Origin of the sequence: Devosia sp., from assembly GCF_024707125.1 — a bacterium.
Lineage (GTDB): Bacteria > Pseudomonadota > Alphaproteobacteria > Rhizobiales > Devosiaceae > Devosia.
In genome coordinates, this window is record NZ_JANQAH010000009.1 from 710,946 (window position 1) to 732,008 (window position 21,063).

16 protein-coding genes are annotated in these 21,063 nt (G+C 63.4%); 13 read left to right on the forward strand and 3 right to left on the reverse strand.

What is annotated here, in order from left to right; genetic code table 11:
- The first annotated feature begins 69 nt into the window (after positions 1–69).
- The 4 genes from NVV77_RS13570 to NVV77_RS13585 are packed head-to-tail and all read left to right on the forward strand — an operon-like array spanning position 70 to position 2,452.
- Positions 70–399 (forward strand): hypothetical protein, encoded by a 330-nt coding sequence (locus NVV77_RS13570; RefSeq protein ID WP_295414157.1) that lies wholly within the window; start codon positions 70–72, stop codon positions 397–399.
- A gap of 2 nt (positions 400–401) precedes the next feature.
- Positions 402–563: a hypothetical protein gene (locus NVV77_RS13575; RefSeq protein ID WP_295414158.1), complete on the forward strand. Its 162-nt coding sequence runs from the start codon at positions 402–404 to the stop codon at positions 561–563.
- 3 nt (positions 564–566) lie between these two features.
- Positions 567–1,544 (forward strand): peptidase U32 family protein, encoded by a 978-nt coding sequence (locus NVV77_RS13580; protein WP_295414160.1) that lies wholly within the window; start codon positions 567–569, stop codon positions 1,542–1,544.
- Positions 1,545–1,546: 2 nt separating this feature from the next.
- Positions 1,547–2,452 (forward strand): U32 family peptidase, encoded by a 906-nt coding sequence (locus tag NVV77_RS13585; RefSeq protein ID WP_295414161.1) that lies wholly within the window; start codon positions 1,547–1,549, stop codon positions 2,450–2,452.
- Between the two features lie 35 nt (positions 2,453–2,487).
- On the opposite strand, the gene NVV77_RS13590 is transcribed toward NVV77_RS13585, so the two are convergent.
- The 3 genes from NVV77_RS13590 to NVV77_RS13600 form a co-directional block, all read right to left on the reverse strand.
- On the reverse strand, positions 2,488–4,557 hold the full coding sequence (locus tag NVV77_RS13590) for an autotransporter domain-containing protein (RefSeq protein WP_295414163.1): 2,070 nt from the start codon (positions 4,555–4,557) through the stop codon (positions 2,488–2,490).
- A gap of 106 nt (positions 4,558–4,663) precedes the next feature.
- Positions 4,664–5,689: an AraC family transcriptional regulator gene (locus NVV77_RS13595; RefSeq protein WP_295414165.1), complete on the reverse strand. Its 1,026-nt coding sequence runs from the start codon at positions 5,687–5,689 to the stop codon at positions 4,664–4,666.
- A gap of 319 nt (positions 5,690–6,008) precedes the next feature.
- Positions 6,009–7,301 (reverse strand): EAL domain-containing protein, encoded by a 1,293-nt coding sequence (locus NVV77_RS13600; protein ID WP_295414167.1) that lies wholly within the window; start codon positions 7,299–7,301, stop codon positions 6,009–6,011.
- Positions 7,302–7,640: 339 nt separating this feature from the next.
- Here NVV77_RS13600 and NVV77_RS13605 point away from each other — a divergent pair, with 339 nt between their 5' ends.
- The 9 genes from NVV77_RS13605 (at position 7,641) to NVV77_RS13645 (ending at position 21,028) form a co-directional block, all read left to right on the forward strand.
- Complete coding sequence (locus tag NVV77_RS13605) at positions 7,641–8,672, forward strand: polysaccharide biosynthesis protein (protein WP_295414169.1); 1,032 nt, start codon at positions 7,641–7,643, stop codon at positions 8,670–8,672.
- Positions 8,660–9,934, forward strand: coding sequence for an FAD-dependent oxidoreductase (locus NVV77_RS13610; protein ID WP_295414170.1), 1,275 nt, complete (start codon positions 8,660–8,662; stop codon positions 9,932–9,934). The genes NVV77_RS13605 and NVV77_RS13610 overlap by 13 nt, the downstream gene beginning before the upstream one ends.
- 252 nt (positions 9,935–10,186) lie before the next feature.
- Positions 10,187–11,380 carry an NAD-dependent epimerase/dehydratase family protein gene (locus tag NVV77_RS13615; protein WP_295414172.1) on the forward strand — a complete coding sequence of 398 codons (1,194 nt, stop codon included), beginning with the start codon at positions 10,187–10,189 and terminating at the stop codon, positions 11,378–11,380.
- 7 nt (positions 11,381–11,387) lie between these two features.
- Positions 11,388–13,001, forward strand: a complete 1,614-nt coding sequence (locus tag NVV77_RS13620; protein ID WP_295414174.1) for a cellulose biosynthesis cyclic di-GMP-binding regulatory protein BcsB — start codon at positions 11,388–11,390, stop codon at positions 12,999–13,001.
- Positions 12,995–14,866 carry a glycosyltransferase family 2 protein gene (locus NVV77_RS13625; protein WP_295414175.1) on the forward strand — a complete coding sequence of 624 codons (1,872 nt, stop codon included), beginning with the start codon at positions 12,995–12,997 and terminating at the stop codon, positions 14,864–14,866. Before NVV77_RS13620 ends, NVV77_RS13625 begins: the two co-directional genes overlap by 7 nt.
- A gap of 223 nt (positions 14,867–15,089) precedes the next feature.
- Positions 15,090–16,757 (forward strand): aspartate-alanine antiporter, encoded by a 1,668-nt coding sequence (gene aspT, locus NVV77_RS13630; RefSeq protein ID WP_295414176.1) that lies wholly within the window; start codon positions 15,090–15,092, stop codon positions 16,755–16,757.
- 50 nt (positions 16,758–16,807) lie between these two features.
- A complete protein-coding gene (gene aspT / locus NVV77_RS13635) occupies positions 16,808–18,496 on the forward strand; it encodes an aspartate-alanine antiporter (protein ID WP_295414178.1) in 1,689 nt (562 codons plus the stop codon).
- A gap of 39 nt (positions 18,497–18,535) precedes the next feature.
- A complete protein-coding gene (locus NVV77_RS13640) occupies positions 18,536–20,131 on the forward strand; it encodes a bifunctional aspartate transaminase/aspartate 4-decarboxylase (protein WP_295414180.1) in 1,596 nt (531 codons plus the stop codon).
- 303 nt (positions 20,132–20,434) lie between these two features.
- Positions 20,435–21,028, forward strand: a complete 594-nt coding sequence (locus NVV77_RS13645) for an ankyrin repeat domain-containing protein (protein ID WP_295414465.1) — start codon at positions 20,435–20,437, stop codon at positions 21,026–21,028.
- Positions 21,029–21,063 lie beyond the last annotated feature (35 nt).

Below are 21,063 nucleotides of genomic sequence, written 5' to 3' on the forward strand. Positions count from 1 at the left end.
GCCACATCAACGTGAGGGGGGCTGGCGCGACCTAGATTTTGTCCGCGTTCACGAACAGGACCTCGCCCGATGTTGCTGCCCCGGCCTCTCTCCCGTGCCATCGATCACGTACCGCTCGGCGTCGTGCAGCGCGTGGTCGACGCGGTCTTTCACCGCGCCTTGCAGCAGCACCCCGACCTCTTTGATCGCCTCGGTTTCCAGGCGGAAAAGAGCTTTCGCTTTACCCCCGCCGACCTCGACCTCAGCTTCGTCATTCACCCCGCCCGCCGCACGATCCGCGCCTATCGCAAGGACAAGGCGCCGCCCGTTTCTTCCGCCGTTTCCGGCCCCCTGCTGATGCTGCTGGCGTTGCTCGAAGGGCGCATCGATGGCGATGCAGTCTTTTTTCACGCAGCCTGACCGTGACCGGCGACATGGAGGCCATGCTGGCCCTGCGCAATGGGCTCGATGATTGCGGCTTTGACCTGCCCGCCGATCTCTCCGGTCTGGCCGGCCCCTTTGCGCAGCCCTTCCGCCGGGTGGGCGAGCTGGTGCGGCAGCGCGCCCTGGTCGGGATCGTCTGAGCCATGGAACTGATCTGCCCCGCCGGAACGCCCGCCGCCTATCGCGAGGCCGTCGAAGCCGGCGCCGATGCCGTCTATTGCGGCTTTCGGGACGAAACCAATGCCCGCAATTTCCCCGGCCTCAATTTTAGCCGCGCCGAACTTAGGGAAGCCGTGGCCTTCGGTCATGCCCGCGGCGTCCAGACCTATGTGGCACTCAACACTTTTATGCGCGCCGGGGCCGAGGACCTGTGGTTCCAGGCGGCCGACGACGCGGTGGCCGCGGGTGCCGATGCCGTCATCCTCGCCGATCTTGCACTGATGGAGCATGTGGCGACCAGTCATCCCGGCCAGCGCCTGCATGTCTCGGTGCAGGCCTCGGCCTCCAATGTCGATGCCGTCAGCTTCCTGGTGGAGAGCTTTGGCGCCAAGCGCCTCGTGCTGCCCCGCGTGCTCACCGTGCCCGAAATCGCCAATATCGCCCGGCAGGTCGATTGCGAACTGGAGGTCTTCGCCTTTGGCGGGCTCTGCGTCATGGCCGAGGGGCGCTGCTCGCTCTCCTCCTATATCACCGGACAATCCCCCAATATGCAGGGCGTCTGCTCGCCGGCGAGCCATGTGCGCTATCGCGAGGACGGGGCGGAGATGGTGTCCGAACTGGGCGGTTTCACCATCAATCGCTTTGGCGCCGATGAGCCGGCGGGCTATCCGACCCTGTGCAAGGGGCGGTTCCATATTGCCGACGAGGACGCCTATGCCTTTGAGGACCCGGTGAGCCTCGATGTCATGGATCATCTCGATGCGCTGAAAGCTGCTGGTGTCACGGCGCTCAAGATTGAGGGCCGGCAGCGCGGCAAGGCCTATGTCGCCCAGGTCGTTTCGCAGCTGCGCTCGGCGCTTTCGGCCGCGCCCGCCGATCGCCCCGCGCATCTCGCCCAGCTCCGGCGCCTCAGCGAGGGCCAGCGCACCACGTCCGGGGCCTATGAGAAGAAGTGGCGCTGATCATGGCTGAAACGAAAACGCTCAAGATCACCATGGGGCCGGTTCCCTATCTGTGGTCGGGCGAAAAATGGCGCGATTTCTATTACCGCATCGCCGATTCGGGGCATGTTGATGCGGTGACGCTGGGTGAAGCGGTCTGTTCCAAGCGCGACCACTTCACCCGGCCCTTTCTTCCCGAAGTCGTCGAGCGCCTGGAAAAGAGCGGCAAGGCGGTGGCTCTGGCTTCGCTGATCCTGGTGACGCAGGAGCGCGAGGTCGCCGCAACGCGAAAGCTTGCCGCTGCGGGCAGTCTTGTCGAGGCCAACGACCTCTCGGCTCTGCGGCTTCTCGCCGGCAGGCCGCACCTCGTCGGCCCCTTCGTCAATGTCTACAATGCCGCTACGGCGCGCCTGCTCATCAAGCGCGGGGCCGTCCGGCTCTGCCTTGGTCCCGAATTGTCTGAAACGTCGATTGGCCCGATCATCGCCGGCGCGCCGGATGCTGAATACGAGGTCTTTGCCTTTGGTCGCCTGCCGCTGGCGATTTCGGCCCGCTGTGCCCATGCCCGCGCCAAGGGGCACGCCAAGGACAATTGCCAGTTCGTCTGCGGCGACGAGCCCGACGGGCTCGATGTCGATACGCTCGATGGCCAGCCCTTCCTATCCATCAATGGCGTGCAGACGATGTCGCGCCATTGTCAGGTCCTGTTCGGCGAATTGCCGGGGCTGGCGGCGCTCGGCGTCACCCATCTCCGCCTCTCGCCGCAGGATTGCGACATGGTGGCGGTGGCGCAGCTCTTTGCTAGAGTTCGCGATGGCGCGCTTGCCGCCGACGAGGCCATGGAGCGGCTGCGGGAGATCTACCCGCAGGCGCCCTTCGCCAACGGTTTTCTCCATGGCGACGCCGGGATGAACTGGGTCGCTGCCTGAACGGGTAGGGGCCCGCAATGCGGGCCCCTCTTTTCTCAGAAGCTAAAGCGCAGTCCGGCAGCGCCCGAGAGTGCCGCATCCTGGCCATTGGTGCTGGCATGGAGCGAGAGCGAGCCTGCGGCAGACGCCGAGAACTTGTGTTCTAGATCGGCGCCGACCCGCAGCCAGGTCTGGTTCTGGGCCTGACCGGGCAGGTTGAAGGCGAACAAGCCGAGGGTTTCGCCCGAAGTCGCCGGTCCCGTGGCATCGAAGCGATGCACCGCCTCGATCGTGCCGGTCAGCGTGGTGGCATCGGTGATCGGCCGCTTTGCCGTCAGGCCCACGCGCAGCTCGGCCGCGGTATAGGCCAGGGCGTCGAACCGGGCCGGAAACGCGCCGCCCTGTTCGGTATAGCCGTCCACATTGGTCTGCGAGAGCGTGAGCGCGGCCCAGGGGCTGAACGTTGTGGCCCCCAGGCTTGCCGCGTCCAGCCAGTCGATGCGGGCCCGCAGCATGGCGGTCCGCGCATGGGTCGAGCCTTCCGAATAGTCCGTGCCGCCGCCATTGGCATAACCACGGCGCGTGGTCGTCGCCCAGCCACCATAAAGGGCCGTGGCCGAGAGCAGCAGCGGCGTGCCCTCCGGCGCCCAGTCGATCTCGCCGACGACATATTGACCATCGGCACGCATGCTGCCGCCAAGCGCCAGGTTCTGCCAGGCGCCGCTCTTGCCCACCCCGAGCCCGGCCCGGACATTGTCGGCAAAGTCGTGGCAGGCGCCCACTTCGGCAAGGCCGGCACCGCCATCGCGGCCATGGCCGGAATAGCCGATGTCGCCCGTCGCCCAGACGCAGCTATCCTCCGCCAGGCTCTGCTGTGTCATCAACGGTTGGTGGTGCGCGCCATTGAGCGGCAGGAAGGAAAGCTGCTGCGCCGCATAGGCGGTCTGGGTCGCATCATAGAGCGATGCGGCAAATTTCGTCGGATCGATGACGCCGGCCGTGGTCGGGGTGACCCCGGCAATATAGGGATGCCAGACCCCGTCGGCGCCGGCGCTATTGCCCACCACCACCGTGCCGTCGGCTGAAACACCGGTGGCTTCGGACCTATCCCATACCGGGGCGGACACGTTGCCGGCCGCGAGCCAGTCGGAGACCGATTGCATCTGAGTTTGCTCAGTCCAGCGGAAGGCCGTATTGGTTCCGGGGCTAAAGGAGCGCCCCACGATCACCGAGCCATCGGCAGAAACGGCCGTTGCGTGGCTGGATACGTCGCCGGCCAGGGTGCCGAGGCTCTGCATGCCGATATCTTCACGCCAGCGATAGGCGTCGACCGTATTCTCGGCGTCGAGCGATCGGCCGACAATAGTGCTGCCATCGGCGGAAATCGCATTGGCGAAACTGTGGCCGCCGCCCAGATGGCCAAGTCCGATCATCCCGGTCCCTTCGGTCCAGCGATAGGCGAGGATGGAGCCCATGCCATTGTCGGAATCCCCGACGATGATGGTGCCATCCGCTGAAACGCCGGTGCCGGTGCTGTACTGTCCGCCCAGCGTGCCGAGCGAATACATCTGCGGATTGGCGGCATCGCCCCCGGTGCCGCCCTCGACCCAGCGGAAAGCCCGCCGTTCGTCGATGAGATTGGTGTTGTCGTGGTCGGACGTACCCACAACCACGCTGCCGTCGGCGGACATGGCATTGGCGAATGCGAAGCCATCGACGCCGAGCGAGCCCAAATCTTCCATGCCGCCTGTCTTGGTCCAGCGCATGGCATATTGCTTGCCGGTCGAAGTCACCCAATACCCAACTGCACTTGACCCGTCGGGCGAGAGCGCATGGACCGCGCTGGTCAGGCCGCCATTGGACCCGAGATCCACACGGCCATCCGCGGCCGACCAGACGGTGGCAACTGGATAAGCACCATTGCTGACATAGCCGCCCACCACCTTGCCATCGGCCGAGATGGCCATTAGGCGGGCCGGCGACAGCCAATCAAGAAACCAGGCGACATCGCCGCCGGCCAAGGCCGAGCTAGGCGTGAGCGCGCTGCAGCCCATCAGGGCCAGGGCGGCGAGGGGAAGTTTTGAGGCCCGGGCCGAGCCGGGGAGTCGATGGTGATTGTTACGCAAAATGTACCTGCCTGATGTTTTGCAGGCAGGGTTAGCGATTGGGAGTGAACCGGTTCAATGTCGATTTTTCCGCGCATAAGCATTGCTCGTGCGCATAATCGCGCCCTCAGTTTTCGGCTTCGTATTGCAGGCCATGCCGGCGCGGCGTCGTGCCGAAATGGCGGCGATAGGCGCTGACGAAATTGCTGGCCTGAGCATAGCCGACCTGCCAGGCGATCTGCTTGAGCGGCAGGTTCAGCCCCTCTTCGATCATGCGCCGGGCCGCCTGCAGCCGCGTGTCGCGCAGATAGTCGAAAACGGTCGTGCCGTAGAGCTCCCTAAAACCCTGATTGAGCACCTTGGCCGTCAGGCCGACGGCGGCGGCCAGGTCGTGCAGCCCGGGCGGGTTGCGCAGGTCCGATACCAGCCTGTCGCGCGCCTCTTCAACTCTGGCAAGCACGCGCCGCGAGAGTTCTTCGGCGCCTGCGGGCGGCGCGCCGTCCAGCGATCCAAGCAGATGCACCAGAAATTCAAGGGATTTGGACTCCCGGTGCAGGCTCATCAAGGATCCGGTAAATGTGGGGCGCAGCAGTTCATTGGCGACGCGAACCGGGTCGAACCGTGCCTTTGTCACCTGCGACACCGGCGTCACCCGGCCCTCGACGATATTGCGCAGGATGCCAGGCAATTCATCGCCCCCGAACATCGCCCCCAGCGCTTCGGGTTCGACGCTGATCCCAAGGCCGGCCACGGGCTGATCGAGCTGAACCTCATACATCAGCCGATCTTCGGGCGGCACCAGGGTCATGATGGTCCCCGATCCGCGCCAGCGTTGTGGCGCCAGCTTGCCGGGCGAGGTCGCGAACGTCCCCTCGCCGGTGGCAACGCAGCCAATATGCAGGGTGCCTGGTTTGACCTGCTGGTCGATGGTCAGATGAAAACCCGCCTCGGCGCGGGCCTCTACCGAAAAGAGGTCCACACCCGGTCGAACGGGTTCCGAGATCAGGTGCCCCGAGACCGGACCCTCGAGGGTGACCCGCCGGGAGACATGAAAACTCTGCGGCTCGGGTTCGCCATTGCCGATGAATACCCAATTGGCGGGAAGGGCCTGGTAGCCTCGCTTGGCTTCCGGAATTGCGGCATTGTAGTTCAATCGTTCCCCCTCGACATGTGCGAACGACACATCCTGATGTCCGCGCAATTGCGTTCTGCACAACGCATTTGGGCCACCCAACGCTTGGGCTCGGCTGCGCTAGCGACCCCAAGAAGATTAGGCAATTTAATCTTGCTTATGATGATTTAGAGTCGCTAATGCCCGCGACCCGAATGCGGCTCCGGTTCGGACGGCGACTCGCGCAAAAGCGCAGCGCGAAGCCGGAAGCTCGCAACGCGCCAAAAAACCTGATTTTGAGGGGGAGACCGCGCGGCACAACTGTCGGACGGGTGAGGATGCCCACCCGCCGATAGCCGCTTTACATGGCCGCCTTTACGCTGGGGGTAGCCAGCTTTGGCCGCGGCCAGGCAGCGATCTGCTGCTGGGCAATGAGCAGGCAGGCCTCGGCGCATGGCATTGGCCGGCCGATAAAATATCCCTGCGCCGTTTCAACACCAAGCTTGCGCAAGGCTTCAAACTCAACGGCCGACTCAACGCCTTCAGCCAGAATCTGGCTCTTGGTCTCGCGGCCGAAATGCACCAGCGCGGCGGCCAGGGCATGGCGCGCCAGGTCGTCCTGGATGTTCCGGGTCAGGCTGATGTCGAGCTTGATGATATCGGGCTGCAGCGCCAGGATATGACGCAGGCTCGCATATCCGGCACCCGCATCGTCCACGGCCAGACGAACGCCGTTGACTCGAATGTCGTTCAGGGCGCGTCCCAGCGCCTCATAGTCCGAGACGCTGGCATGCTCGGTGATTTCGACCACGACGCGCCGTCCGTCCTTGCCCGCAATGGCTTCCGCCACGGCGCCCGAAATGATCGTTTCGGGCGAAACGTTGAAGGTCAGGTAGATGTCCTTGGGGAAGAGATCGAGCAGCGCCAGACCTTTTTGGACAGCCATCATTTCAAGTTCGATGCCGAGGCCAACCGAGGCTGCCATGGTGAACCAGATATCAGGCGTCCATCCCTCGGGGCTGGCAAAGCGCGACAGGCATTCGAACCCGACCAGCCGGTGGTCGGCGATCCGGTAAATGGGCTGCACCACGATCGAAAGTTCGTCGCTGGCGAGGACCCGCTGGATGCGTTCGAGATTGGTCCGGTGCTCGGTCGTAGCATCGATCTCGCGGCCGATCAGCACGGCCGTCAGTTCGGCGACGGCGCGCATCATCTTGAGGTCGCGCATATTGAGCGAAGGCTGCGGCTCTGTGCTGATGCAGCAGAACATGCCATGCGTCGTGCCGTCTTGGAGCTTGATGGGCACGCTCATATGGGCGCGAATACCCATGTCATGGGTAAAGGGCATGGCGGCCGCGAAGGGCACGTCGAGCACATCGGGCATCAGTTCGGGCAGACGGCCTTCGAGAATGTGCCGGCAATAGACATAGTCAAGCGGCATGGAGTCGCCGGGCTTGATCACATGCTCCAGCCCCGGCGCATCGACTTCGCGAAAATAGGAACGGTCGCCGACGAATTCCGAGACATAAGCCACCTGCATCCCAAGATGCACGCGGACGGCTTCGAGGGCGCGTCTCAGCGAATATTCCGCCTTGTCGTCCAAAGCGGTCGTAAGACCTTTGAGGTCGAAAATGTCTGGCTCAGTTGCACTCATGACCAACCCCTGCTTCCCACCCGCGGCAAGGCCCTGAATTTTCAGGCGAGGAGCAGGGAACCCTGCCATTCGCAACAGGCCTGACACTAGGCGCTACGGAGATACTCCAAAATAGCATCATAAAGGCAAAGGCTTAAACGTGTGTTGCCATGTTTTCGTGCATTTGAACGGGTCGCGTTAACTAAGTCTTAAAGTCTCCTAACAGTTCGTTAAACTTTTCTTAAAATTGTGCTAAAACCCTTTCTGCGGCGTCGCCAGTTGCGGCGCGAGTAGGGCGGGGTTGTTATGCATTCTGAGTTTGCGTTCTTGGTGCACCCAAGAAATACGCTGCGTGCAGATATGGGTATACTGTTCGGCAAGCCGTTCTCGCTGGTTCCAGAGGTCATCTGGCGTAGCGCGCTGAAGCATCTTCCGGTGCCGCCGATGGTTACAGGCAAGATGTCTCGGGTTGATCTGCCTGGGAAAGTTGTCGGCAGGATCATTACTGTTCCTCTGACGCCGACGCAGTTGCTTACACTGCCGCGCTCGCAGGTGCAGGGCCGTATTTCTGCTGCGATCGACAAGGCACGCGATCTTGGCGCTTCCGTCGTGGGTCTCGGGGCGCTCACCGCACCGGCTTCCGTGGGCGGCAAGGCCTTTGCCAAGCGCAGCGATATCGGCGTCACCAATGGCAATGCCTTTACGGCGGCCATGACGCTGCAGGCCATTGAAAAGCTGACCGCCTCGCTTGGCCACGATCCGCTGATTGCCATGGTCGGCGCGACGGGTAGTGTCGGCTCGTGCCTGACCCGGCTCTATGCCCGCAAGCACCCCGGCCGTCTTCTCCTGGTTGCGCGCAACGAAAAGCGTCTGGAAGCGCTGGCTGCCGATGTCCGTCGTGATGGCGTCGAAGCCACCGTGAGCACAGACATGGCGGATGTGGCCAAGGCCGATCTCGTCGTCCTGCTGACGTCCTCGCCCGATGCCCTGCTGCGCAGCGAACACCTCAAGCGCGGCGCCATCGTTCTCGATGACACCGTGCCGCGCAACACCGATGAGCGCCTCCTTACCGAGCGCCCGGACGTTCTGATCGTCGACGGCGGCCTCGTTGAAATTCCGGGCTTTGATCTGCGCGGCTCGATCGCGCTGGCGCCCAAGCTTGCCTATGCGTGCCTTGCCGAAACCATGCTGCTCGCCCTCTCTGGTCACCAGGGGCACTTCTGCATGGGCGACGCTCAGCTCGATCAGGCAGAGCACATCCTCAAGCTGGCAAAAGAGCACGAGCATCTGGGCTTCCACCTCGCCCCGTTCCGGTCCTTTGGCCGGCTGATCGAAGACGCCCCCTCCCGCACATTCGCACCCGCAGAGGAGCAGGTCATATGCGCCGCATAGTCATCCTGGGCGGCGGTTATGCCGGCCTGCACGCCTTTTCCGTCCTGCGTTCGCGCCTCGGTTCCCAGGTCGCGCGCGGCGAGGTCGAGCTGACCCTGATCTCGCGCGATGGGCACCACACCTATCACGGCTGGACCGGTGAAGTGCTGTCCGGCGATCTGGCTGTGGGCAGCACATTGACCCCGATCCAGCCGATCCTGGGCAATAGCTTCGTGCAGGGCGAAGTTGTTTCCGCAGATCTGCCCGGCCGGACGCTGACCGTGCAGGGCGAGGGGGCCCCGCGGGAAATCAAGTTCGAGCATCTCGTGATCGCCGCCGGGTCCGTCGATCCCTTCGATCGCATTCCCGGGCTCGCCGAGAACGGCTGGTGCGTCAAGAATTCGCGCGACATGCAAAAGCTCGTCGGCGAACTCGAAAGCCGCGATGCCGTTGCCCAGACGACGCGCAATGTCGTGGTCGTTGGCGGCGGGCTTGCCGGTGTCGAAACGGCCTCCGCTCTTGCCGCCCGCTATGGTCGCGCGGGTTCGGGCAAGGTCAATGTCCACCTTGTTTCCTCCAGCGACAAGCTCCTGCCCTCGCTGCGCCCCGACTTTACCCATATCGCCGAGACGGCTACGCGCCAGCTCCTCGATCAGGGCGTACAGCTCCATCAGGGCGTGCGCGTCTCGCAGATCCTGGCCGGCCATGTCGAACTCGCCAACGGCGCGACCGTCGCGTCCGATCTGTCGGTCGTGGCGGCCGGGGTGAGTTTTAGCGTCCTGCCTGGCACTGAATCGCTGCCGCGCAATGGCGTTGGCCAGATCATTGCCGACGAAGACCTGCGTGTTCGCGGCAGTCACAATATCTGGGTTGCCGGCGACATCGCGGCCGTGCCGCACCCGGTCACCGGCGAACCTTGCCCGACCAATGCGCTCTTTGCCATGAAGCAGGGCGACTGCGTCGGTCGCAACATTGCCCGCACCATCAAGGGCCAGCCGGTCAAGGGCTTCAACTTCCGCGGCCTTGGTCAGGCGGCGGGCCTTGCCGGCCAGCGTGGCATCACCGAGCTTTGGGGCCTGCAGTTTACCGGGCGCCTCGCCTGGGTCATCCGCGTCCTGTTCTTTGCCTGGTTCATGCCCTCCCATCGCCGTGCCCTTTCGGTTCTTTCGCACCTGTCGCAGAACGCCTGGGGCGCAACGCTGGGCAGGATCACGGGTGGCAGAACGGCGCCCGCTGCCGAGCGCCCGGCGGCCGTGCCGAACCTTTCGGGTCGTCTGCGCTAAGGCCGTTCAGGGGAGCGACGCGGTGTGTTGCTCCCTGCTTTCTTCGCTTGGTCCGGCTTCCGCCGGTGCCCGCAGCGCGCTAATGCGGGCCGCGTTTCCGTTGCACCCGACCCATGTCGGAGCGGTTGATCCACCGCCGCGAATGTTAAGGATTCAGTAATACCAAGTTAAGGTTGTGTTACCGCTACCTCTTCCGGGAGTATCGGTCGAATTTCGTCGTGATAGCCTCTTCCACCGGCGAGGAGGCAACCGATGAAGTCAGTTCTTATCCTTGGCGGTGATGGCTTTTGCGGCTGGCCGACTAGCCTGCATCTGTCAGCCAACGGCTATCGCGTTGGTATCATCGACAATCTCTCGCGCCGGCATATCGACGATGAGCTGGGTGCGGCCAGTCTCACCCCGATCGCCTCTATCGGCCAGCGCCTGCAGGCCTGGCATGGCGTTGCCGGCCAGACGATCGACTATTTCCATATCGACATTGCCAACGACTATGCCGGGCTGCGCGACGCCATCGACAGCTTCAAACCCGATGCCGTGGTGCACTTTGCCGAGCAGCGCGCCGCGCCCTATTCGATGACCAATGCGACGCATAAGCGCTACACCGTCGACAACAATATCCGCGGCACCCACAATCTGCTCGTCGCCATTTCCGAACTGGGCCGGGACATCCATGTGGTGCACCTGGGGACCATGGGGGTCTATGGCTATGACGGCTCGGGCCTTGAAATTCCGGAGGGCTATCTGGATGTGGTCGTGAAGGGGCCGAACGAAGAGGTCTATCCCCGTTCCATCCTGTTCCCCACCGCGCCCGGCTCGGTTTACCACATGACCAAGTCCATGGATCAGTTGCTGTTCCAGTTCTATGCCCGCAATGACGAGCTGCGGATCACCGACCTCCATCAGGGTATCGTCTGGGGCACGCAGACCGAAGAGACGCGCCTCCACGACGATCTGATCAACCGCTTCGATTATGATGGCGATTATGGCACCGTGCTCAATCGCTTCCTCATGCAGGCCGCGGTCGGGCATGCCCTGACCGTGCACGGCACCGGCGGGCAGACGCGAGCTCTCATCAATATCCAGGATACGGTTCGCTGCATTCGCCTGGCGATCGAGCATCCGCCCCAGCGCGGCGATCGGGTCAAGATCTTCAACCAGGTGGCCGAGACGCAGCGCGTGCGCGATCTGGCCAAGACCATTTCCGAGATGACCGGCGCCCGCATCGCCTATGTCGACAATCCGCGCAAGGAGGCGGCGGAGAACGACCTGCGCGTCTCAAACGCAACCTTCCGCGCTCTCGGGCTCAAGCCCATCCTGCTCGATCAGCAGCTTTTCAACGAAACCATCGAAATCGTCGAGCGGTTCAAGGACCGGTACAATCCGGCGGTGGTGGCGGCCCGATCCGTCTGGACGCGCGACAACAAGCCGGGCGTCGTCAAGGATTGAAACCAGCATGCGCGAAATCCTGAGGCTCATCACTTTCGCCGTCATCACCTTTGGCATCACCGCTCTGGCCCTGCTGTTCAGCAATCCCGAATTTGCGCAGGGCATCAGTCAGCGGCTTGGCCTCATCGATCCACTGGAAGAAGGCGCCAGCGAGCGCCTCGCCGAAAGCAGTACGGTCATCCGCGTTTACCGCCCGCACCTGGGCACCTGGCTCGGCCTGCAGGGCTTTCCGTCCCAGGCCAGCCTGCGCTTTCCGGTTCCCGCCGCCGAAGGGATCATCGGCGGACAGCTACAGCTCGACCTTGAAACCAACCTCATCGAACGGGGCGACGGGCTCGTCAGAATTCTGGTCAACGGACGCGAGCGTGATGCGCTGGTGCTGGCTTCCGGTCTCGACCACCAGCGCCTGACCTACGACCTCCTGCCCGCTGACATTGCTGCTGGAGAAATCGTCGTCAGCCTCGCCGGCAATGGCACGACCAATCAGGGCCAGATCTGCCCCACCAATGTAACCAATCTCGGCGCATCGGTGGAGGTCCTGGCCTCAAGCGGCGTCCTTCTCGAACTGGACCAGCCCCGGTCCGACGCCGCGACCAGGGTTGTGCTGGCGCCCGATCCCTTGTCCTTCGATGCCGCCGGGCTTCCGGCCATGGCCGCCTGGGCGACGCAATACCTCTCCCGAAAGGGCGTCGCCGCAGAACTGGCGCCGGCAGAACTCGATCAGACCCTGCTGCTTGTCGCCTCGGCCGACGCGCCCATCACCCTGTCCGAAGCTGGTCGGGTTACCGCCGCCGGGACCGAAGGGGTCGACGCCATCGGCCTATTGCGCGGGGCGGCCCTGCCATCGAGCTATGGCCGGACCTGGCCGCTGCCGGTCGAAGCACTGACGACCGACCTTCTGGCGCACACGTTCCGGGGCTCGAGCCGCTGGACCCTCGACTACAAGGTGGCGGACCTGCCCGGGGGACGCGCCCCCGCCGTCTTGAACCTTGCTTTGCGAACCAGCCAATTGCAGGGCGACAATCGCTGGACTTTGCGCGTTTTGCTCAACGGGCGCCTCGTCCATACCGCGACCTATCCGGGCGCGTCCGAACGCCTCGACGCTGCCATTGCCCTTCCCCCCGAGGCGCAGGGCTTTGCCAATCAGATCGTGGTCACCCTCGTGGACAATTCGCCCAATGACGGGATCTGCCGGGCCGGCCCCGAGGCCGCGGCACAATTGCTGCCCGAAACCAGCCTCGACCCGGCCTCGACCCCGGCCAATGACAAGCAGCGTCTCGTCACCCATCTCGCCGCCGCCGAGCATATCGCCATAACCGCGCCACCGGGTGCGTCGCTGGGTGCAACGAGCCGCGCCGCCGGGCTCCTCGATCTCACCCTGCCGCTCGACCGGCCGCTCGCCTTCGCGGCCAACGACGGCGTCACCATCCAGCTCATCGACACGGCCCAATTGACCCAAGGCACTGCACCGACAGTGCCGGAGGGCGCCACGGCCGCCTATCTCGTGGTGCCATCCCGCAGCGCCGACGCCGATGGCGTCGCGGTCCTCCCCTATGGCTCCCAAGCCCAGCCGGTCGCTCTGCCGGCCGAGGCCACCGCGGGGCTGCTAGTCTCATGGTAGAAACGGAGCAGCGCGCGGCCCTACAGCAGGAACTGTCCGAGCATCAGTTCGCTTCTATCGATTCCGCGCCGCCCCACCTCTCCCGCCCGCTTCCCGCCAGCGTGGCGCCGCAGGTGCTGGCCGTGTTCTCGGTGACATCCTTCCTGCTGGTGGCGCTCTTTAACCTGGTGCCCGCCATGCAGGCGCTCTTTCCCGAGCGCGATCTCTATGTGACCCGCTATGCGGGCGGCCATACGGTGCCGCTCCGCCTTTTCATCATCAGCTTCTATATTGCCTTCGCCTCCGCCATCCACACCGGCTGGCTCCTGCGGCTGCGGTTCTTTTTCGACCTCTTCCTGCCCTTTGCGCTCTTCTGCGCCACCTTTGACCTCTGCAATGCGATCATCACGCATCTGACCGGCACGGCCATGCCATTGCACGGCATGGGCATTGTCTCGGGCCTCGTCGGCTTCTTCCTCTTTGCCACCTGCCTGCTCCGGAATGCCGACATGCCCGGCCATGTCGATGGTCCCCTGCATCCCCGGTTCAAATTGGTGTCGTTGCTGACCATTGTGCTGGCGGTGGCACTCGCCGCCACGCTGTCTGCGCTCGTGGCGCAGGCCCACCTCTCGGTGGTCACTGAGTTGCGCAGCGTCGCCCTGCTCGGCGGCGTCAGCGTGGGCGTCTTCCTGCTCATCCCGCTGCTTTTCTTCCTGCTCAATATCCTCGCGGCCGTGCAGAACATTTTCCGCTCGACGCCCAGTTTCGCCCCCGACATCACCATTATCGTGCCCGCCTTCAACGAAAAGCACGCCATTGGCGCCGTCATCGCCAGCACCGAGGCGGCCGCGGCCCGCTATGGGGGCGGGGTGACCTTCATTGTCATCGACAACAATTCCACCGACGGAACCGCAGAAGCCGCGGAAGCCGCCTTTGCCAAATGCGAGCATATGCGCTGCGAGCTGCTGTTCGAGCCGGGAAAGGGCAAGTCCCGCGCGCTCAATCGCGGCCTTGCTGCCGTGCAAACGGATTATTTCGCTCGCCTTGACGCCGATACCCTCCTCGACCCCGAGGCGCTTGCGCTCTCCTTCCGGCATTTCGGCCGGCCCTTCGTCGGGGCCGTGGGTGGCCTCGCCCTGGCGCCGGGCGGCGGCCCTTTTGACGGCGCGCGCCTCATCGAGATCCTGCTCAAGCTCGGCTATGATCAGGTGGCTTTCGGTGCCGCCGACTCGATCTTCGGCATTCCCGGCATGTTCGCCTGCTACAACACTGAAGCCGCGCGGCTGGTGGGTGGGTTTGCGCAGGGCATGAACGGGGAAGACACAGATATTTCGCTGCGCATCGGCGAGGCCGGCTATCGCCTGGTCGTTGATCCCGATGCCACCTTCATCTCCGAAGTGCCCCGCACCTTTGCGCACCTGCGCGAACAGCGGCACCGCTGGTTCCGCTCGATCTTTCACGTCACGGCGCGCAACCGGCATCTTTTCCGGGTCGGTGCACCATCGGTGCGCGGGCACATCATCATCCCCTTCATGTTAGCCAATACGGCGCGTCGGGCCATGGCCTGGCCCCTCCTGCTGTTCGCCATCAACTTTCTCGCGCTGCATCCCGATCCGCTCAGCGAGATAACCATCGCTTCGGACCTGGCACTGCTGTTGGGCGCCCCGATGATCAATGCCATGATCGCCATCATCGTGAACCTGCGCTTCGAAGCGCTGCGCTACATCCCGGTCTACATCCTCTTTCGCATGTTGCGCGCCTATCTGACGCTGGAATCGATGCTTTCCATGACCTTTGAAACCTATGCCCGCCATGGCCGCAGCGACCACGGTCAGATCAGCGAAGACGCCCTTGGGATGACACCGGTCAAACAGCACGCAATCTAACCGCCATGCGTGGCGCCGGCCGTCATCAAGCCTGAGCACTCTGGTGCCAGACTGGCCTTTGGGACAGCGGATATCCGGCCCAGGGAAATTGCCAGGCAAATTCGTCAAATTACTTCAAAAGTAAATCGTTGATCTCGCAAAGAATGGGTGGCAAGGTGAGTCAAATTCTAGAATAAATGCCGTAAGTGCTTGTCTTTACATTCAATTCATATCGAGTTGATTTATGGGTCTTCTTACCAACGCGACGGCGGCACTCTTCCTGTCCATTGCCCTAGGACATCTGATCGGGCGCCTCCGCATCGGGCCTGTTCAGCTTGGTGGCGTCTGCGGCACGCTTTTTGTGGCGCTGGCCATCGGACAACTGGGCGTCACGGTCAGCAACGACCTCAAGAACACCGCCTTCGCCCTGTTCATCTTTGCCCTGGGCTTTTCGGCGGGACCCCAGTTTTTCGTCAATATTCGCTCCGGCTGGCGCTACGGCATCTTCTCGCTCATCGAGGTCGTCACCGTCCTCGCGTTGGTGGCCCTGGCCACCGTCATGTTCGGTTTCGACGCCGGCACGGCGGCTGGCCTTTTTGCCGGCTCTGCCACTGAATCCGCTGTGCTTGGCACCGCCGCGGAGGCGATTTCGCGTCTTGGGCTCGACGCAGCGGAAGCCGGTCGGCTCGAGGCCAACCTCGCGACGGCCTATAGCGTCACCTATATCTTCGGCCTCGTCGCCATCGTGGTCTTCATCACCCAGATCGCGCCCCTGATCCTCAAGGTCGACCTCGCGGAAGAAGCGCGCAAGCTGGGCGAAAAGCTGGGCTCGGGCGACACCGACGAATATGAGCCGGGCCTGCCAGCCCTCGTCGGGCGCGCCTTTCGCGCCGGTCCGGTGGCAGGCAGTACGGTGGGCGAATTTGAACGCAGCCGCCACAACTTCGTGACCATCGAGCGCCTCAAGCGCGGTCGCGACATCATCGAGGCGGGACGCGATACCGTCATCGAGGCAGACGACATTCTGTTCCTCCTGGGCCGCCGCCAATCCATCATCACCGCGCAGGACAAGCTCGGCGAGGAAGTGCCGGTCCCCAATGGCGGCAATGTTCCCATCACCTCGCTGGACCTGGTGCTGATGCGCAAGGATGCGTTCGGCCTGAGCGTGAGCCAGTTGCGCCGGGCCGCCGGCCCCGAACTGCAGCGCGGCGTGTTCATTTCGGGCATTCGCCGGCTGGACCGCGCCATCCCCGTCCTGCCCGGCACCATCCTGCAGCAGGGCGACATTCTTACCCTTTATGGCACCGAGGCCGCGGTCACCCGCGCCGCCAAGGAACTGGGGCACAAGCTGCCGCCGACCGACCAGACCGATTTCGTCTTCCTCGGTCTCGGCATTGTCGTCGGGCTCTTTATCGGCGGCCTCAGTTTCAAGGCTGGGGCGCTCGATCTGACCCTGGGCACCGGCGGCGGTGCGCTGATCGCCGGCCTGGTCTTCGGTTGGTTGCACATGCACTTCCCGCGCCACGGCACTTTGCCCGTGCCCGCCATCGAGTTCATGAAGGATTTTGGGCTTTCCGCCTTCATCGCCTGCGTTGGTCTGTCCGCAGGCCCCGATGCCATTCGCCTGATTGCCGAATATGGGCTGCAACTGCCGCTTCTGGGGCTGCTGGTCTCGGCGCTTCCCGCGCTGGTCTCGCTGTTCGTCGGCTGGAAGCTGATGAAGATCGAAGCCCCGATCCTGCTCGGCGCCATCGCCGGCCAGCATTGCTCGACCCCAGCCATCACCGCCCTCGTCTCCCAGTCCAAAAGCGGGATTCCGGTCATCGGCTACACAGTCACCTACGCCATTTCCAACGTCCTGCTGCCCTTGATGGGGCCGGTCGTCGTCGGCATGGCGTCGGCCTTGCAATAGCGAGGCATTTCACCGGTCCAGTCGAACTTATCCATCAACAGGAGGCCACCATGGAATGGATCAAGGAGCAGATAGGGCATTCCCCTGAGATATTGCTCTTTCTGTCGCTCGCCGTCGGGTTCTGGATCGGTCAGTTCCAGATCGGCAAATTCCAGCTCGGCGGGGTCGCCGGCTCGCTGGTGGTGGCGGTGCTGCTCAGCCTCGTCGGCGTGCCAGTGGACAATGGCGTAAAGTCCATCCTCTTCGCGCTGTTCATCTATGCCGTGGGTTTCGAAAGCGGCCCGCAATTCTTCAAATCCCTCGGCCCGCAGTCGCTGCGCGAGATCTTTCTGGCCCTGTTCATGGCGGTGGTGGGGCTGACGACAGTCATCATCATGGCCAAGCTCTTTTCGCTCGATAAAGGCATGGCGGCGGGCCTGGCCGCGGGCGGCATGACGCAATCGGCCATTATCGGTACGGCGGGCGATGCGATTTCGCGCTTGGGTCTCGCCGCCGACGAAGCGCAGCGCCTGCAGGCCAACGTCGCCATCGGCTATGCCGTCACCTATATTTTCGGCTCACTGGGCGCCATCATCGTCTGTGTCAACATCCTGCCCCGCTTCATGGGCAAGGGCATTGCCGACGACGCCATCAAGGCCGAGGCCGAGCGCCTCAAGGGCGCCGTGGTCTTCGGGCCGGGGCAGGAGCCCGCCATGCCCGAGATCGTCGGCCGCATCTATAAGGTCGGCGCTGCCGCCGGCAAGACGGTCGCTGCCATCGAGGCTTCGGCCGGGGCCAATACGGTCACCGTCGAGCGCCTCAAGCGCAAGGATCATCCTATCGATGTCACGCCCGACACCGTGCTCCGGGAGGGTGACATTGTCCTCATCGTCGGGCGGCGTCCGGGCGTCGTGGCGCTTTCGGACACGATCGGCGCGGAGTTGCAATCCGCGCCCGGCATGGACCTCGTCATGACCACCGAAGACGTGGTGCTGCGCAATGCGGCCTATGCCAACCGGACCCTCGGGGAGATCAAGGCGTCGACCTCGCCTCTCCTCAAGCACGGCATTTTTGTCGTCGGCATCAAGCGCGAAGGCGATAGCGTAGCCCTGGCGGACGCGACGGCCATAAAGGTCGGAGACGTCATCACCGTCTATGGTACCGACCAGGACATCAAGCGCGTCGTCACCGAGGCGGGCGTGCCGCTGCCGATCAGCATCAAGACCGACTGGATCTTTCATGGCGCGGGTCTCGTCGTGGGCCTCCTCATCGGCCTCATCGTCATCCGCATCTCCGGCATTCCGCTGACGCTCGGGGCCGGCGGCGGCGCCCTTCTGTCGGGCCTGCTCTTCGGCTGGCTGCGCAGTCGGCACCAGACCATGGGCAATATGCCCTTGCCGGCCTCGCAACTGCTCAAGGACCTCGGCCTTGCCGGTTTCGTGGCGGCGGTTGGCCTCCAGTCCGGCCTGCAGGCCATCCAGACCATTGCCCAGAGCGGATTGTCGCTTTTCCTGATCGGGGTCGTCGTGACGCTGGTGCCGCTGCTGCTCACCATGCTCTTCGGCCGCTATGTCTTGCGCTACGATAATGCGGCCGTCTTTGCCGGTGCGCTTTCCGGCTCGCGCAGTGCCAATCCCGCCTTTGGCGAAGTGCTCGGCAAGGCCGGCAATTCCATCCCCACCGTGCCTTTCGCCATCACCTATGCGCTGGCGAACGTCTTCCTCACTCTGCTCGGGCCGCTGATCGTCGCCTTTGCGTGATCATGCCGGCCACTGACTAAATTATGAAGGAGTAATGAAATGGCAAAAGTCGACTATTCGCAGTTTTCCAAGCTCAGCCCCTTCGAGCTCAAGGACAATCTGATCAGTCTCGCCGCGAGCCACCGCGACCGGCTGATGCTCAATGCCGGTCGCGGCAATCCCAATTTCCTCGCGACGCTCCCGCGCCGTGCTTTCTTCCAGCTTGGCCTCTTCGCCGTCGCCGAATCCGAACTGTCCTTCTCCTTCATGCCTGAAGGGGTCGGCGGCTATCCGCGCAGCGACGGGCTGATCTCGCGCTTCGACACGTTCATTGCCCAGCATACCGACCGACCCGGCGTGGTGTTTCTGGGCAAGGCGCTGTCCTATGTCAGGGATCAGCTCGGCCTTGATCCCCATGCATTCCTGCTCGAAATGGTGGAAGGCATTCTGGGCTGCAACTACCCCGTTCCCGACCGCATGCTGCGCCTCAGCGAAGAGGTGGTGAAGGAATATATCGCCCGCGAAATGGGCGCACCGGGCATGGACCACGAAAACTTCGACCTCTTTGCCGTCGAAGGCGGCACCGCGGCCATGGCCTATATCTTCAACACGATGAAGCAGAACAAGCTCATCTCGAAAGGCGACAAGATCGCCATCGGCGCCCCCATCTTCACGCCCTATCTCGAGATTCCGGCGCTTGCCGAATATCAGCTCGAACAGGTGCTGATCGAGGCTGATCCGAATCTGGGGTGGCAATATCCGCTATCGGAGCTGAAAAAACTCGAAGACCCGGCGATCAAGGCCTTCTTCCTCGTCAATCCGAGCAACCCGCCTTCGGTCAAGCTCAACGATGAAAGCCTTGCGGCCATTGCCGAAATCGTGCGCAAGCGCCCCGATCTCATCCTTCTCACCGATGACGTCTACGGCACCTTTGCGAACGATTTCAAATCGCTCTTTGCCACCTGCCCGGACAATACGATCCTGGTCTATTCGTTCTCGAAATATTTCGGGGCGACGGGCTGGCGCCTGGGCGTCATCGCCGTTTCCAAGGACAATGTGCTCGACCGGACTCTCGGCAAACTTTCCGATGCCGACAAGACCGAACTCGACGAGCGCTACTCGTCCCTCACCACCGAGCCGCGCAAGATCAAGTTCATCGACCGCCTGGTGGCCGATAGCCGCGCCGTCGCGCTCAACCACACGGCAGGCCTCTCCACACCGCAACAGGTGCAGATGGTCCTGTTCTCGCTCTTCAACATGATGGATGCGCGGCAGGACTATAAGGAAGCACTCAAAACCCTGGTGCGCCGGCGCGAAGCCGCGCTTTATGACCAGCTCGGCCTGCCGCGGGAAAACGATCCCAATTCGGTCGACTACTATACCCTGGTCGATATGGAGGGCACCTGCCGCAAGCTCTGGGGCAACGCCTTCGCCGATTGGGTCATCAAGACGCAGAACCCGACCGAGGTACTGTTCCGCATCGCCGACGAAACCGGGGTCATCCTGCTTCCCGGCAGCGGCTTCGGCGTGCTCCATCCTTCGGGCCGCGCCTCGCTCGCCAACCTCCAGGAATACCAATACGCCGCGATCGGAAAATCGCTGCGCAAGCTGGCGGAAGAATATTACGCCGAGTTCAAGAAAAGCGCCGGCAAGTAGCGCTTCCGGCGACCATACTAACCCCGACACCTGCTCTTTGCCGCAAGGCCGAGAGCAGGTGTAACCAAAACGGCTTCTGGTCACGCTCGATGCTACCAGTCTGCTAACCGAACACGCCCACGATCTCCAGGTTTCGCCCTCTTCGCCTCAGGCTTGTCTTGATCTGAAATCAGACTGCTTCCGGGCGACAGCTTCGTCGTGCCGCTGGAGCGCGCCATGTCATGAGGAGAACCAGGATTGTTCAGGCCCCTGTCGATTGCCGCGCTGGTTCTGGCGCTCGCCTCTCCGGTCTTGGGTGAAGAAATGACCACAACCGGGCTCCACACTGCGGCCGCCAGCAATGACGCCGCGGCTATCAGTTCTCTGCTTGCAGAGGGCGTTGCTATCGACGAACGCGACGCCATGGGCAGAACCGCGCTGTTGGTCGCCACCCACGCCAACAATGTCGAGGCCGCCAAGGCCCTGATCGAAGCTGGTGCTGACGTCAATGCCAAGGACGACATCAGCGACAGCCCCTACCTCTATGCCGGCGCCCGCGGCCATCTGGAAATCCTCAAGCTGACGCTGAGCCATGGAGCGGACCTGCGCAGCACCAACCGCTATGGCGGCACCGCGCTCATCCCGGCGGCCGAACGGGGGCATGTCGAGACCGTACGCACGCTGATTGAAGCAGGGGTAGACATCGACCACGTGAATAACCTCGGCTGGACTGCACTTCTGGAGGCCGTCATCCTCGGCGACGGCGGCGAGCGCCACGTAGAGATCGTGCGGTTGCTCGTTGATGCCGGGGCCGACATCAATCTGGCCGACAGGGAAGGCGTCACCGCGCTCGAGCACGCTCGCAACCGCGGTTATGCGGCAATCGAAGCCATTCTCCTTGCGGCGGAAGGGTCTTGAAGGGCGGACAGACATGCGAATGCGTCCGCAAGATT